The 14,797-nt window shown below is 65.1% G+C and carries 11 protein-coding genes; 5 read left to right on the top strand and 6 right to left on the bottom strand.

Going from position 1 to position 14,797, the window contains the following annotated elements:
- Window positions 1-48: 48 nt before the first annotated feature.
- The gene (locus tag PSEST_RS19510) at window positions 49-1,641 is read right to left on the bottom strand and encodes a L,D-transpeptidase family protein (protein ID WP_015278658.1); all 1,593 of its coding nucleotides are present in this window, start codon (window positions 1,639-1,641) and stop codon (window positions 49-51) included.
- A 218-nt stretch (window positions 1,642-1,859) separates the two neighbouring features.
- Between PSEST_RS19510 and PSEST_RS19505 the strand changes: the two genes are divergently transcribed.
- The gene (locus PSEST_RS19505; RefSeq protein ID WP_015278657.1) at window positions 1,860-2,573 is read left to right on the top strand and encodes a murein L,D-transpeptidase catalytic domain family protein; all 714 of its coding nucleotides are present in this window, start codon (window positions 1,860-1,862) and stop codon (window positions 2,571-2,573) included.
- Between the two features lie 186 nt (window positions 2,574-2,759).
- Here PSEST_RS19505 and PSEST_RS19500 read toward each other — a convergent pair whose 3' ends face one another.
- Window positions 2,760-4,544 carry a GspE/PulE family protein gene (locus tag PSEST_RS19500; RefSeq protein ID WP_015278656.1) on the bottom strand — a complete coding sequence of 595 codons (1,785 nt, stop codon included), beginning with the start codon at window positions 4,542-4,544 and terminating at the stop codon, window positions 2,760-2,762.
- A 105-nt stretch (window positions 4,545-4,649) separates the two neighbouring features.
- Window positions 4,650-6,014 (bottom strand): inorganic triphosphatase, encoded by a 1,365-nt coding sequence (locus PSEST_RS19495; protein ID WP_015278655.1) that lies wholly within the window; start codon window positions 6,012-6,014, stop codon window positions 4,650-4,652.
- A gap of 113 nt (window positions 6,015-6,127) precedes the next feature.
- On the opposite strand from PSEST_RS19495, the gene PSEST_RS19490 reads away from it, so the two are divergent.
- The 4 genes from PSEST_RS19490 (at window position 6,128) to argA (ending at window position 10,737) form a co-directional block, all read left to right on the top strand.
- Window positions 6,128-6,805 (top strand): TIGR00153 family protein, encoded by a 678-nt coding sequence (locus PSEST_RS19490; protein ID WP_015278654.1) that lies wholly within the window; start codon window positions 6,128-6,130, stop codon window positions 6,803-6,805.
- A 38-nt stretch (window positions 6,806-6,843) separates the two neighbouring features.
- On the top strand, window positions 6,844-8,109 hold the full coding sequence (locus PSEST_RS19485) for an inorganic phosphate transporter (protein ID WP_015278653.1): 1,266 nt from the start codon (window positions 6,844-6,846) through the stop codon (window positions 8,107-8,109).
- 129 nt (window positions 8,110-8,238) lie between these two features.
- Window positions 8,239-9,399, top strand: coding sequence for an acetylornithine deacetylase (gene argE, locus PSEST_RS19480; protein ID WP_015278652.1), 1,161 nt, complete (start codon window positions 8,239-8,241; stop codon window positions 9,397-9,399).
- Between the two features lie 39 nt (window positions 9,400-9,438).
- Complete coding sequence (argA, locus tag PSEST_RS19475; protein ID WP_015278651.1) at window positions 9,439-10,737, top strand: amino-acid N-acetyltransferase; 1,299 nt, start codon at window positions 9,439-9,441, stop codon at window positions 10,735-10,737.
- A 34-nt stretch (window positions 10,738-10,771) separates the two neighbouring features.
- Here the strand turns inward: argA and PSEST_RS19470 are convergent, their stop codons facing one another.
- The 3 genes from PSEST_RS19470 to PSEST_RS19460 all read right to left on the bottom strand — a co-directional run bounded on the left by PSEST_RS19470 (window position 10,772) and on the right by PSEST_RS19460 (window position 14,795).
- Window positions 10,772-12,508: an alpha/beta hydrolase gene (locus PSEST_RS19470; RefSeq protein ID WP_015278650.1), complete on the bottom strand. Its 1,737-nt coding sequence runs from the start codon at window positions 12,506-12,508 to the stop codon at window positions 10,772-10,774.
- Window positions 12,509-12,717: 209 nt separating this feature from the next.
- Window positions 12,718-14,295 carry a glutamate--cysteine ligase gene (gshA, locus tag PSEST_RS19465; RefSeq protein ID WP_015278649.1) on the bottom strand — a complete coding sequence of 526 codons (1,578 nt, stop codon included), beginning with the start codon at window positions 14,293-14,295 and terminating at the stop codon, window positions 12,718-12,720.
- Window positions 14,296-14,405: 110 nt separating this feature from the next.
- Window positions 14,406-14,795 carry a PaaI family thioesterase gene (locus PSEST_RS19460; protein ID WP_015278648.1) on the bottom strand — a complete coding sequence of 130 codons (390 nt, stop codon included), beginning with the start codon at window positions 14,793-14,795 and terminating at the stop codon, window positions 14,406-14,408.
- Window positions 14,796-14,797 lie beyond the last annotated feature (2 nt).

Below are 14,797 nucleotides of genomic sequence, written 5' to 3'. Positions count from 1 at the left end.
CCCCGACGAACGGCGCGGTCTTTGGTCGACCAGTAGGCTGTTTTCCGATCAAAGCCGCCGGGCGGCGTTCAATGCCTGCAGCAGCGCGGCATCGCGCTTGTAGATGTCCGGGCGGTATACAGGGCGGCCATTTTCGTCGGTGTCGGCTGTCCAGTAGGCCATCAGGATCGGCGTCGGGCGCGCCAGTCGATATTCGTGCGTCTTGCCGGTCTGCAGCAGTGTGGCAACGGTTTCCCGTTCGCCGGGCTCGAGCAGCAGGTCAGCCAGCTGCATGGCGGCTTCAACCCTTACGCAGCCGGAGCTGAACGCCCGCGAGGCACGACCGAACAACGGTTGGCTCGGTGTGTCGTGCAGGTACACGGAGAACGGGTTGGCGAAACGGATTGCGACCTGGCCAAGCGGATTGTCCGGGCCGGCATCCTGGCGCAGGAGGATGCCGTGCGGGTTGTTCCAGTCGACGCTATGCGGGTCCAGGCTGTTGCCCTGTGCGTCGAGGACGCGCATCTGGTGGCGCGCCAGGTAGCCGACGTCCTGACGGATCAGGGGCAGCTTGTCCTGACGCAGGATAGTCGGTGGCACCGTCCAGGTGGGGTTCAGCGTCAGGCGCGTGACTCGTGATTTGAGTGGCGGAGTCTGGCGTGCCTCGCGGCCGACCTGGGTACGGGTCTGCCAGAAGGGGCAGCTGTCGCGGAAATAGATCAATCGCGCGCCGGCGATATCCACCAGCAGCGACTGCGGCTCGAGGTCACGAGTGATCCAGCGCAGCCGCTCGAGGTTGATGCGCAGCTGGTCCAGACGGCTGGCCGGGCTGACGTTCAGCGCGGCCAGCGTGGCGGCTCCGACGATGCCGTCATCCTCGAGTCCGTGCTGCAACTGGAAGCCCTTCACCGCCTCGACCAGCTCGTCGTCGTAACGCAGCTCCATGGCGGGCGTACTGCCGGCGCCGGCGAGCAGCAGTTCGCGCAGCAGCGGCACCCGCGCATCGCTCATCCCCGGTCGTAGCGTCGGGCCGGCCGGCATGGGTCGCCAGGCGGGCAGCGAGTTCTGACGTGCCGCCGCATAAGCGGCACGCAGATCGCGGTAGAGCGCATGCTCCGGGCGGGCACGCTCGAAGGCACTCGGCAGGTCGCTGAGGCCTTGTACGGCGATCTGCACCAGCGGCCCGGTATCATCAGGCTCCGGCAGGTCGGGACTGCGCCAGATCGGCTCGACGGCCGCCTGCCGCAGGCGGCCATGGGACAGGTGATAAAGCGCTTCAAGGTAGGCATGGCTGGCAAGGATATCGCTGCACTCGCGCTGCAGTAGCGCGGGGGAGGGGCGCTGCAACTGCGCGCGAATGCGTTCCGGCTGATACTGGGCGGGTTCCAAGCCATCGTCCGCCAGTGCTGCGAGTTGCTGCAGCAGGCCGTCGAGCATGGCGTAGGCATTCCACACCGGCTGGTGGTGCACTGCTTGGTAGAACGCCGAGAGCCGCTGCAGCGCGGCCGGTTCGAGCTTGCTCGGCAGTGAAGGGCAGCTCTGCGGCAGGCTTTGCAGCGCGTCAGCCAGTGGCGTCGGCTGGGTAGCGACTGGCTCGGCGACGGCTGTGCCCGCGATGAGGCAGAGCCAGATGGCCAGACGGGGTGCACATTTTTTAACCAACGTTTCGCTCCAGACCGTTCCGGTGGCTGCTAGACTGCGCCCTTGTGAGGCTGTGGCCGCGGCAGCGCCGCTGGCCGCGCGAATCATAAAAACATATCGCGCCGGATATGGGGTGCTCGTTCGTCCCGCCCGGCTTCGTGTGCGCTGCTGCTGCGGCGAGTATAAGGCGCCGGCCGGACAGGAAGTCGTCACGCCGTGCCCGATGAGGTTGCTTGCTCATGATGTCCATGCTTCGACGCGCCTGCCTGGCTGCAGGTCTTTTCGTCTTCGCCTCGCCTGTATGGGCGGCCAACGCCACGTATCAGCCGATGGTCGACAGCCTCGCCCGGCTGGCACCGAAACTCGATAAGCAGGTGCTGACCCACGCGGTCGCTGCCATGCAGTGTGCGGTCAACAATGGCGCGAGTGCCGCCCAGCGCCTGGCGGTGATCGACTTCTCGCTGCCATCCAGCGAACGCCGGCTATGGATATTTGATCTGGAGAAGGAGCAACTGCTGCTCGAGGACCTGGTCGCGCATGGACAGAAATCTGGCGATAACCACGCCACCAGCTTTTCCAACGCAGTGGGCAGTCATCAGTCCAGCATCGGTCTGTTCCGCACCGCTGAAAGCTACAGCGGCAAGCACGGCTACTCGCTGCGTATGGATGGACTGGAACCGGGCATCAATGATCGCGCCCGCGAACGGGCCATCGTCATTCATCCGGCCGACTACGTGAATCCGTCCTGGATCGCCACCCAGGGCCGTATCGGTCGCAGCCAGGGTTGTCCGGCGGTACGGCCGGAAGTGGCGCGGATGGTGGTCGATAGCCTTAAGGGCGGCCAGTTCATGTTCTCCTGGTACCCCGACCAGCAATGGTTGCAGTCTTCGGCCTACCTCAACTGCAAGCCCAATCAGGTGGCGAGCATTCTCGCGGTACGCTCGGGCGGCTGATTCAGCGCTCAGCCCGTCGCAAGGGCATCCGCACAACTGCGCGCGCTGAGGCAGGCGCGGCGCGAGCTGGCGTAGGGTGGAGCACGCTGCACCGATCCACCGATCCACCGATCCACCGATCCACCGGACGGTGTTGTGGTGGACGTAAAAAGCGCCATCCACCCTACAAACGCCTTGAGCCTTCGGCTATTTCTGCTCGCTTTGCGGCGTCACCCGTAGCACTTCTTCGACGGTAGTCAGGCCGGCGGCGATTTTCTGCGCGCCGGACAGACGCAGGCTGCGCATACCGTCCTTGAAGGCCTGACGGCGCAGGGCGACGATGTCGGTGTCGGCAGTGATCAGCGGCTTGATCGCATCGTTGAGCAGCATGATTTCGTAAACACCGGCACGCCCGCGGAAGCCCGTGTCGCGGCACTCCAGGCAACCCACAGCCTGCTGTGCCGTGGTCGGTAGCGGGGCATTCCAGGGTTTGGTCAACGCGCTCCAGTCGTCTGCATCGAGCTGCATCGGCGCTTTGCAGTGCGGGCAAAGCGTGCGCACCAGGCGCTGGGCCATGACCCCGAGCAGCGTGGCCTTGAGCAGGTAGTGCGGCACGCCCAGCTCCAAGAGGCGGGTAATCGCGCTGGGGGCATCGTTGGTGTGCAGGGTGGAGAGCACCAGGTGGCCGGTCAGCGCGGCCTGGATGGCCATCTCCGCGGTCTCCAGGTCGCGAATCTCGCCGACCATGATGATGTCCGGGTCCTGACGCATCAGCGCGCGCACGCCGCTGGCGAAGGTCAGCTCGATATTGTGCTGCACCTGCATCTGGTTGAAGGCGCCCTCGATCATCTCGATCGGGTCCTCGATGGTGCAGACGTTCACCTCCGGCGTCGCCAGCTGCTTGAGCGTGGTGTAGAGCGTGGTGGTCTTGCCCGAACCGGTCGGCCCGGTGACCAGGATGATGCCGTTGGGCTGGCTGGTCATGCTCTGCCAGCGGCGCAGGTCGTCGGCGGAAAAGCCCAGCTGGTCGAAGCCCTTGAGCAGCACCTCGGGGTCGAAGATGCGCATCACCATCTTTTCGCCGAAGGCGGTGGGCAGCGTCGACAGGCGCAGCTCGACTTCGCCGCCATCCGGCGTCTTGGTCTTGACCCGGCCGTCCTGCGGCTTGCGCTTCTCGGCGACGTTCATCCGGCCGAGGGACTTCAGCCGGCTGACCACCGCCATCGTGACCTGCGGTGGAAACTGGTAGACGTTGTGCAGCACGCCATCGATGCGAAAGCGCACGGAGCCCTGCTCGCGTCGGGGTTCAATGTGGATATCGCTGGCGCGCTGCTGAAAGGCGTACTGGAACAACCAGTCGACGATGTTGACGATGTGCGAGTCGTTGGCGTCCGGCTCCTGGTCGCTGGCGCCGAGGTTGAGCAGCTGCTCGAAGTTGCCGGCGCCGCTGATCTTCTGGTCGGTGCCGCTGGCCCCGCTGACCGACTTGGCCAGGCGATAGAACTCGACGGTGAAGCGCTGGATGTCGCTCGGGTTGGCCACCACGCGCTTGATCGGGCGCTTGAGCACGTGGGTCAGGTTGGCTTCCCAGCCATGCATGAAGGGCTGGCTGCTGGCGATGGTCACGGCGCTGCTGTCCACCGCCACGGCGAGGATGCTGTGGCGTTGGGCGAAGGCGTAGGACATCAGCGGCGTGACCGCGGCGACGTCGATCTTCAGCGGGTCGATGCGCAGGTACGGCTGGCCGGCGCGCTCTGCGAGCCAGACGGTCAGTGTTTCCAGATCGAGCTTCTTGCCGGGCCGCTGCAGATCGTCGAGTTGCTGCGCGGCGAGGAATTCCAGCGGATGCTGCTGGTTGGCCACCGCGCTGCGGCGGACCGTCAGGCATTGCTCGGCGCTGTCCTGTGCAACCCGCCCCTGGGCGACCAGCTCGCGCAACAGATCGTTGAGATCGAGTGGACGGTCCTGGGCGGGGGCGTTCAACACGGACATGGGATTCCTTCGATGCGGCGACGGGAAAATCCAAGCTTGCCGCTAAATGCCCGGCGTTGTCTGCCGCCGGGATTCAACTTTGTGCAGCCTGCTCGGTCCTGCCGTTTATTTCTCCAGCAGCTTCCAGGCCTTGAGCGTCCAGACCAGGTGCGCCTGCTCGACGCGCCGCTCCAGCGCGTCCTCGCCCAGCGGTTGCCGGGCCAGTTCGTGCAGTTTGGCCAGCTCGCCGTACAGACGATCGACCTCAGGCAGCTCCAGCACGCCGCGGGCGAGGTGCAGCCAGACCAGCAGACGCTCCATGCGCGGGCTCTGTTCGGCGAGGTCTTCGGGCTGCTGCTGGTAACGCGGCAGTTGCAGCGCCTTGGCTTCTTCGGCCAGCAGATGCAGCAGCCACTTGCCCAGTTCGGCCGCACCCTGACGATCGCCGCGGGCGTTGCGGCCTTCGGTCCAGCTGCGTTGCAGCAGCCACAGCGAGGTTTTCAGCGACAGCAGGCCCCAACGGGTCTGGCGCAGTTCTTCGGCGAACTGTTCCGGCGCCGCCTTGCGCACGCCCTCGTCGTCCTGGCCGGCTTCGACTCGTGGGCGCCAGTCCTGGATCAGCGCGTCGAGGAGCTCGCGCAGTTCACGGCTGCTGGCGCGCGGGGCGGCCTGGCCGAGGCTGCCGAGCAGCGCGCGCAGTTCGATCAGCTGCTGCAGCCACTCGCCGAGCAGTTTCCAGCGGCCATTGAAACGGTACTGTTCGGCCAGGCGCTGGCTGTTGCCCAGCAGCTGCCAGCCCAGCGCGACCACCGCGTCGTCCAGCGGCATAACGACATCGAGTTCCGGCGCCGGCAGCTGGAGGTTGTAGCCATCGGCGTCGTGCAGGCGATAGCCGCGTTCAGCCTTGCTGATATCGCAGGGCATCAGCGGCAGGTCGGCAGCCAGCTCGGCAGCCAGCTCCAGCAGCGCTTCGGGATCGCCCTGGCGCAGCTCCAGTTCCAGCTCGCAGATTTCCTCGGACTGTTTGCCGGCCTTGACCTGGCCCAGGTCCAGCGCGGCCTCGATGATCACCTTGGTCTTGCCACGGCCCCAGGCGATCTCGGCCTTCTCGCGAACGAAATCGGTGGTGAAGATCGGTTTCAGGGTCTTCTTGTCCAGTTCGGCGAGGCTGGCCGGCCAGCAGTCGTCGCCGAGCTTCTTGATATCGAGCTTGGCCTTGTCCAGATACCAGTCCCATTCGTTGCGCTCGGAAAGGCCTGCGACACTTTGACCGCGGCTCTTCAGAGTCTGGATGAACTGCTCGCCATCGCGACGCAAGCGCAACGCGACGCGGGCCTGGGCGAGCGCGCGGTCTGCAGTGTCGTAGTACTGGTTGAACAGCTCATGGCGCGACCAGCCGCTCTTGTTGCGCTTCTTCAGCAACGGGTGTTCGCGCAGGGCGAGCAGGGTTTCGCGGCTGGCGCGTAGCTTGATTTCGGTTTCTTTCTGCATGATGCCGACTGGGTGCCTATGATGTGTTGGTGTTGCCGCCTGATGACACACGGTAGCAGGCGTGATGGCCTGTCCGTATACTTGCCGCCTCTTTCAAGCCGGGGCTTTACCCTATGCCAGTCAATCCTTTCGTCAGCTTGTTCGGACGTTCGCCAATCGGCCCGATGCAGCAGCATATGGCCAAGTCGCATGAGTGTGCGGCGAACCTGGTACCGCTGTTCCAGGCGGTCATGGCCGAAGACTGGGAGAAGGTCGAGCAGATCCAGCAGCAGATGGCGCAGCTGGAAAACGAGGCCGACAAGCTGAAGAAGAGCGTCCGCCAGCACCTGCCGAAAAGCCTGTTTCTGCCGGTGCCGCGTTCCGATCTGCTTGATCTGCTGAGTGTACAGGACAAGATCGCCAACCGTGCCAAGGACATCGCCGGCCTGATGCTGGGTCGCTGCATGACCATTCCGCAGCCGCTGCAACCGCAGATGCTGGCCTATGTGCAACGCACCGTCGACGCCAGCGCTCAGGCGCTCAAGGCGCTCAAGGAGCTGGACTCGCTGCTGGAAACCGGCTTCAGCGGCCGCGAAGCCACTCTCGTCGAAAAAATGGTCGAGGAGCTCGAGGAAATCGAGCGTGAAACCGACCGCATGCAGATCACGGTTCGCCGTGCGCTGTTCAATCTGGAAAAGGATTTGCCAGCAGTCGACGTGATCTTTCTCTACAAGATCATCGAATGGATCGGTGATGTAGCCGACCGCGCCGAGCGCGTCGGCAACCGTCTGGAACAATTGCTGGCGCGCTAAGGCGCCAGCGTCCTTTCTGGGTTCAACAGGTAATTCTTATGTCCTTTATCGCGGATTACGGCTTCGTACTCCTGGTGCTCGCCTGCATGTTCGGTTTTTTCATGGCCTGGGGCGTGGGCGCCAACGACGTGGCCAATGCCATGGGCACCTCGGTAGGCTCCCGCGCGCTGACCATCAAGCAGGCGATCGTCGTGGCGATGGTCTTCGAGTTCTGCGGTGCGTATCTGGCCGGCGGCCAGGTCACCGAAACGATCAAGAGCGGCATCGTCGACGCTTCGGCCATTCCGCCGGAACTGATGGTGCTGGGCATGATGTCGGCACTGCTGGCAGCCGGTACCTGGCTGCTGATCGCCTCGATCAAGGGCTGGCCGGTATCAACCACGCACTCCATTGTCGGTGCGGTGATCGGCTTCGCCGCCGTCGGCATTTCCGTGGATGCGGTGCATTGGAGCGGGGTCGGCCCGATCGTCGCCAGCTGGGTCGTCTCGCCCATGCTCTCGGGCACCATCGCCTTCGGTCTGTTCATCAGCGTGCAGCGCCTGATCATCGATACCGATGAGCCGTTCCAGAACGCCAAGCGCTTCGTCCCGCTGTACATGTTTCTCACCGGTTTCATGGTCGCGCTGATGACGCTTTCCAAGGGCCTCAAGCACATCGGGCTGGATCTGAGCAGCGGGCAGAGCTTCATGCTGGCAGTGGGCGTCGGTGCACTGGTGATGCTGATCGGTGTCGCCTTGCTGACGCGGATCAAGGTCGACGTGGAAGCCGACAAGGCGTTCCACTTCTCCAGCGTGGAGAAGGTCTTTGCCGTACTGATGATCTTCACCGCCTGTTCCATGGCCTTCGCCCATGGCTCCAATGACGTGGCCAACGCGGTTGGCCCGCTGGCGGCGGTGGTTGGTGTGCTGCAATCGGAAGGCGCTGCTGTCATCGGTGCCAAGGCGGCAGTACCGGGTTGGGTGCTGCTGTTGGGCGCCGTCGGTATCGTCATCGGCCTGGCGACTTATGGCTACAAGGTGATCGCCACCATCGGCAAACAGATCACCGAGCTGACGCCGAGCCGTGGTTTTGCCGCCGAACTGGCCACCGCCACCACCGTAGTCGGCGCCTCGGCCATCGGCCTGCCGGTTTCCACCACCCATACGCTGGTCGGTGCGGTGCTCGGTGTGGGCATCGCTCGCGGTATCGGTGCGCTGAATCTGGGCGTGGTCGGCAAGATATTCATGTCCTGGCTGGTGACCCTGCCAGTGGGGGCAGGCCTGGCCATCGTGTTCTTCCTCATTCTGCGCGCCATCTTCACCTGACGCCTCGCGCCGCTCGTAACTGCCGAAACGCCCCGTCGATCTGACGGGGCGTTTTCGTTTGCGGGTCCCGCCGTGGCGCGTTTCATGCTTCACTGCAGGCTCGTTACGATTGCATCACGGAGGTAAGCGGTGCCTATTCCCTCGTTCAAGGAGCAGTTCGCGCAGCTCCTCGCGGCACCTTCGGTCAGCTGCACACAGCCCGGCTGGGACCAGAGCAATCGTCCGGTGATCGAGCTGCTCGCGGCCTGGCTCGGTGAGCTGGGCTTTGCCTGCGAGACGCCGGAAGTGGCGCCTGGCAAGTTCAACCTGCTGGCCAGCTACGGCAGCGGTCCGGGCGGTCTGGTGCTGGCCGGGCACAGCGACACCGTGCCGTTCGATGCCGGGCTGTGGACCTCCGATCCGCTCAAGCTGCGCGAGGCCGACGGCCGCTGGTACGGCCTGGGCAGTTGCGACATGAAGGGTTTCTTTGCCCTGATCATCGAGGCAGTGCGGCCGCTGTTGGAGCAGCCGTTCCGCCGTCCGTTGCTGATTCTCGCTACCTGCGATGAAGAGAGCTCGATGTCCGGGGCCCGTGCCCTGGCCGAAGCCGGCCAGCCGCTCGGCCGTGCGGCGGTGATTGGCGAGCCCACCGGCCTGCGCCCGGTGCGTCTGCACAAGGGCATCATGATGGAGCGTATCGACATCCTTGGGCAGAGCGGCCATTCGTCGAATCCGGCCTACGGCCACAGCGCTCTGGAAGCGATGCATGGCGTGATGGGCGAGATGATGACGCTGCGCCGGCAGTGGCAGGGCGAATACGATAATCCGCTGTTCGACGTACCCAAGCCGACGCTCAATTTCGGCTGCATCCATGGCGGCGACAACCCCAACCGTATCTGCGGCCAGTGTTCGCTGGAGTTCGACCTGCGCCCGCTGCCGGGCATGGATCCGCAGCAGCTGCGAACGATCATCCGTCAGCGCCTGCAGCCACTGGCCGAGCAGCACCAGGTGAAGATCGACCTGGCGCCGCTGTTCCCGGCCGTGCCGCCGTTCGAGCAGGCCGCGGAAAGCGAACTGGTGCGCCTCGCCGAGCGCCTGACCGGCCACCGTGCCGAGGCGGTGGCGTTTGCCACCGAAGCGCCTTATCTTCAGCAGCTCGGCTGCGAAACGCTGGTGCTGGGCCCGGGTGACATCGCCTGCGCGCACCAGCCCGACGAGTACCTGCAGCTCGACCGCATCGAGCCGACCCTGCAGCTGCTGCGCCGGATGATCGAGCACTACTGCCTGCAGCCGCAGACCGCCCCGAACTGATTACTTTCAGACGAACAAGACCGCCACGAAGGCTTTTCCATGCACGACTACGTCACCTGGCTTCGCGACTCCTCGCCCTACATCAATTCGCACCGTGACCGCACCTTCGTCGTCATGCTGCCGGGCGATGGCCTGGAGCATGCCAATTTCGCCAACATCGTCCACGACCTGGTGCTGCTGCACAGCCTCGGCGTGCGCCTGGTGCTGGTGTTCGGCTCGCGGCCGCAGATCGAGGCGCGCCTGGCCGCGCGAGGCATCGAGCCACGCTTCCATCGCGATCTGCGCGTCACCGATGCGCCGACCATGGAATGCGTGATCGACGCGGTCGGCCAGCTGCGCATTGCCCTGGAAGCGCGCCTGTCGATGGACATGGCGGCCTCGCCGATGCAGGGCGCGCGGCTGCGCGTGGCTGGTGGCAACTTCGTTACCGCGCGGCCGATCGGCGTGCTCGATGGCGTCGACCTGCACCACACTGGCGAGGTGCGCCGTATCGACCGCAAGGGCATCGGCCGGCTGCTGGACGAGCGCACCATCGTGCTGCTCTCGCCACTGGGTTATTCGCCGACCGGCGAGATCTTCAACCTGGCCTGCGAAGACGTCGCCACCCGTGCGGCCATCGATCTGCAGGCCGACAAGCTGGTGCTATACGGTGCCGAGCCGGGCTTGCTTGACGAAAGCGGCAAGCTGGTCCGCGAACTGCGACCGCAGCAGATTCCGGCCTATGTCGAGCGCCTCGGCAGCCAGTACCAGGCCGAGTTGCTCGATGCCGCTGCGCAGGCCTGCCGCGGCGGTGTGCGGCGCAGTCATGTGGTCAGCTATGCCGATGACGGTGCGCTGCTCAACGAGCTGTTCACCCGCGACGGCGGCGGCACGCTGGTGACCCAGGAGCAGTTCGAACAGCTGCGCGAGGCCACCATCGAGGACGTCGGCGGGCTGATCGACCTGATCACTCCGCTGGAAGAGCAGGGCATTCTGGTGCGGCGTTCGCGCGAGGTGCTGGAGCGGGAAGTCGAGCAGTTCAGCATCGTCGAGCGTGACGGGTTGATCATCGCCTGCGCGGCGCTCTATCCGATCGCCGACTCGGACGCTGGCGAGCTGGCCTGTCTGGCAGTCAATCCCGAGTACCGCCACGGTGGTCGCGGCGACGAGCTGCTCGAACGCATCGAGGAGCGCGCACGCAAGCTCGGGTTGAAGAAACTCATCGTCCTCACCACCCGTACCGCCCACTGGTTCCGCGAGCGCGGCTTCGAGCCGATCAGCGTCGATCGCCTGCCAGCAGCGCGCGCCTCGCTGTACAACTTCCAGCGCAACTCGAAGATCTTCGAGAAGCCGCTCTGAACCGAAGGCGGGGCCCATGGCCCCGCCTTTTTCGTCATCGCAGCGGCAGTTCGACCGTCCCGCTCAGCTGCACCGCGCTCGGTACACGGGAGAAGCTCAGCGTGTACTGCGGATGGAAGCCGTAGAGCATCAGCCCCACCTGATCGCCGTGGTTGAGCCGCGTGCTGACAGCGATCAGCTCGGTCTGCCGGCTGCCAACCCCGCGCAGCGGCAACACCTGATCGTTCAGCAATTCGGTGCGGCCGCTGCCCATGCGCTTCACACCGATGCCGACGAACAGTCGTGGGTCGAGCTTGCCCAGACCCTCCACTTTGAGATCTGCCAGGGGAATGCCTGCCAGAGTCTGTTCGCCGCTGGCCTGGTACAACGGTACGAAGCGCGGTGCCGTGCCGAGTTCGGCGATCAGATGCGGCGGCAGTGTGGTGACCAACTCGGTGAGGATCTTGGTGACCTGATCCGGGCTGCCGGAACCGATGCCGCTCAGCGCACCGAGCAGCACGCGCACCGCGTCTGCCGAGATGCGGCTGAGGACGTCCGACAGCGTCACCGGGTCTAGCTTGCGCAGCAGGTTCAGCACCAGATCGATGGACGGCGGACCGACCAGCAGACTGCCGCTCTGCGCGGCGAAGCGCTGGCCGCCGCGCATGACCTCATCACCTACCACGCCGTGCTCGTTGCCTTGGGTGAAGCAGACCCGCGGCATCTCGATGCGTTGTTGCAGCTTGCGCAGCTTGCCGTCGAGGAAGCCATACGCCAGATCAGCGACCTGATAGTCCTGCTCGCCGCAGCGTACCTGGGCGGCCACCGAGCCGATCTGGCCGATCTGCAGGCCCGGCAGCACGTGGCCGCCGTCGGACATCAGCAGATAGGCATCATTGCCGGCCTCGCGCAGGCAGTTGTAGTTCCACACCGCCTCGTTGCCGTTGAACAGGGTGTCGTTGATGCCCTGAATGATGAAGGCATCCACCCGCGGCGCGTTCGCGCCACAGAATGCCCCGAGACCATGTCCGGCCAGGCGCTGGCGGGTGCTTTCGTCGACGCTGCCGCCCAGCGACTGGGCGTAGGCCTGGGTGACCCAGGGCGCCTGGTCGTTGATCGCGATGGCGCTGAGGAAGGTCAGCCAGAGGGTTTTCGGCACGGTGCCGGGCGTCAGGCTGTAGGACAGGTCATTCCAGGTGATCATCGGGACCAGCGCATCGAAGCGTGGATCGACACTTGCGCCGATCAGCTGGAAGCCGCCGCCGTAGCTCAGGCCGATGCCACCCACCAGCGGATCACCCCGCAGATAGGCCAAGTGGGGCGTCAGCGCGCCCTCGGCCCAGTCGAGCAGGGTCTTGATGTCGCGTCCTTCGATCTGTGGATCCTGAACGTTGGCCCGCCCGCCGCTTTCGCCGAAACCGCGCTGGTCGAAAGTCATGACGAAGTAGCCGTTCTCCCAGGCCTTGCGTGCCGTGGCGGTGAGCGAATCGCTTTCGCTGAGATCGGTGGAACGACTGCCGCCCCAACCATGGCTGTACATCAGCAGCGGCGCGGCCTGGCCTTTGCTCAGTGCGGGCTGGAAGACGGTAACGGCTATCGGGGTGCCATCGAAGGATGTGATGGTCAGGTCGTAGCGCAGGGCCGACAGAGCCGGCCCGCCGCCACTGATCGCACCGGCGATCGGTGGGCTGGCGGCGTCGACGGTTGCAGGCTGGCTCAAACCCAGCAGGCTGCCAAACAGCACGGCAACGGATACGCCACGCAAGCGGCGCAGCATTGATTTCAGAGACATGGATGCACCTCTTTTGTTGTTGTTCTGGCTTGTTCGGTCGATCAGGCAGGCGCGGCGAAACGCAGCGGATGCACGCGTGACCGGGATTTAGAGCGAGGCGGGGCGGGGAAAATTTCGTCGAGCGGCATCGCCGCGCGGGGCAGCCCACGCGGCACTAGAAGCTAGAGCGTCTATGACGCCCTATAAGTCTGGTCGATGATGGCTGGCAGTCAGAGGCTGAGGCTGCGTTGGTATTCGGCGACGAAACTGTCGAAATCCAGCTCGTCCCCGGCTTCCATAGCCGCCTGTCGCTCCAGGGATTGCTGTGCGGCGGCTTCGAACTGCGCCAACTCGGCGGGGCTCGGTGCCCGGCTGCGGAAGTAGTCGGCATGCGCCTGGGTTTGGCGCATGGAGAACTGGCTGAAGCTTTCGCCGCTGCGGCGCAGCTCGTCGAGCACCCGCGCTGACGGCGTCAGGCTGCTGTCGGCGACCTTGGCCCGTTGCTCGGCCAGCGCCGTGGCGTGGCGCGCGTCGCCATGGCTGCGATCGAGGAGAGCGGCGACCTGGGCGATCTCATCAAGCAACTGCTCGGCCCAGTCGCTCAGCTGCACGTTCTCGCCGCAGCGTTGCAGTTCGAGTCCCGGCCGACGACCGTCCTTGACCACTTTGAGGAAATTCTCGGTGGCCACGCTGCATTCGCCGTCGGCCAGGCAGGGACTGTCGTTCAGGGCGCAGAACAGCAGGAAGGCATCGAGGAAATGCGCTTCGCTGGCATCGATGCCCAGCGGCAGGAATGGATTGATGTCCAGGCAGCGTACTTCGATGTACTGGATGCCGCGCGCGCGCAGCGCCTGCAACGGCCGTTCGCCAGTGGCGGTGACGCGTTTCGGGCGAATGTTCGAGTAGTACTCGTTTTCGATCTGCAGCACGTTGGTGTTGAGCTGCTGCCAGTTGCCGGCGGCATCCTTGATGCCCATCGTCTCGTAGGGAGCGTAGGGCGTGGAGACGGCGCGGAAGAGGCTTTCGGTATAGCTGTCCAGATTGTCATAGCAGGGCGTGAGGCCGGCCTGGGCGTTGTTCTGGTAGCCCAGGTCGCTCATGCGCAGGCTGGTGGCGTACGGCAGGTACAGGGTGTCGGCGCCGAGCGTTTCGAGCTGGTGCTGGCGGCCACGCAGGAAGCCGGCATCCAGCGCCGGCGAGGCGCCGAACAGGTACATCAGCAGCCAGCTGTAACGGCGGAAGTTGCGGATCACCGCGATGTAGCGCGTCGAACGGTAGTCCTGCGCCGAACTTGCGTCGCCGTCATCGGCCTGCAACACCGGCCACAGCGCCTCGGGCAGCGAGAAGTTGTAGTGGATGCCGGCGATGCACTGCATGGTCTTGCCGTAGCGCAGGGCCAGGCCCTGGCGGTAGACGTGCTTGAGCCGACCGATGTTGGAGCTGCCGTATTCGGCGATCGGAATGTCCGCCTCGCTCGGTAGCGGGCAGGGCATCGAAGGGCTCCAGAGGAATTCGTCGCCGAGCTTGGCATAGCTGAAGCGGTGGATCGCTTCGAGCTCGGCAAGCGTGTTCTGCGGGTCTTGGTCGGTACCGGTGATGAACTCCAGCAGCGCCTCCGAATAATCGGTGGTGATCTGCGGGTGAGTCAGCGCCGAGCCCAGTGCAGCGGGGTGCGGCGTCATCGCCAGCTGGCCGCGAGCGTCGACGCGCAGGCACTCGCGTTCGATCCCGTGCAGGCATTGGCTGAGCAGTGGCAGGTGGGTGGACTCGGCCAGCAATGCCAGGCGGTGGGAGAGAAGTGCGCTCAACTTGTGGATTCCTTCACGCGACAGTCGCCCCAATATGGGGATGGAAACGCCGCTTCACAAGAGGCGACGTTGCTTCGACCGCTGTCGACGCATGCCGACTCCTTGGGTGGCTAGAGACAGGCGAAGGTCGCCTGGGCCTTGGCGATCAGCTTGTCGCCCTGATGTACCTCGGCTTCCAGCACCTGGGTGCGCCGGCCGCCATGCACCACCCAGGCGCGGCAACGCAGCTCGCCGTCGCTCACCGGGCGGATGTAGTTGACCTTGCATTCGAGCGTGACGCTGTTCGGTGAGCCGTCGCCGAGGCTGTGGCTGGCCTGACCCATGGCGGTGTCGATCAGCGAGAACAACGCGCCACCGTGCAGCTTGCCGTGCAGGTTGCGCAGGCCATCGTGCATGCTCAGGCCGAGCACCGCCTCGCCGTTGCCGACCTGGTGAATCTCCAGGCCGAGCAGGCGGCCGAAGGCGCTGGAGCTGCCCACCGCCTCGACTTGAATGCTCATGC

This window comes from Stutzerimonas stutzeri RCH2, assembly GCF_000327065.1.
Taxonomy (GTDB): domain Bacteria; phylum Pseudomonadota; class Gammaproteobacteria; order Pseudomonadales; family Pseudomonadaceae; genus Stutzerimonas; species Stutzerimonas stutzeri_AE.
The sequence above is the reverse complement of the archived record's forward strand: the minus strand, read 5'-3'. Positions and strand labels throughout refer to the sequence as shown.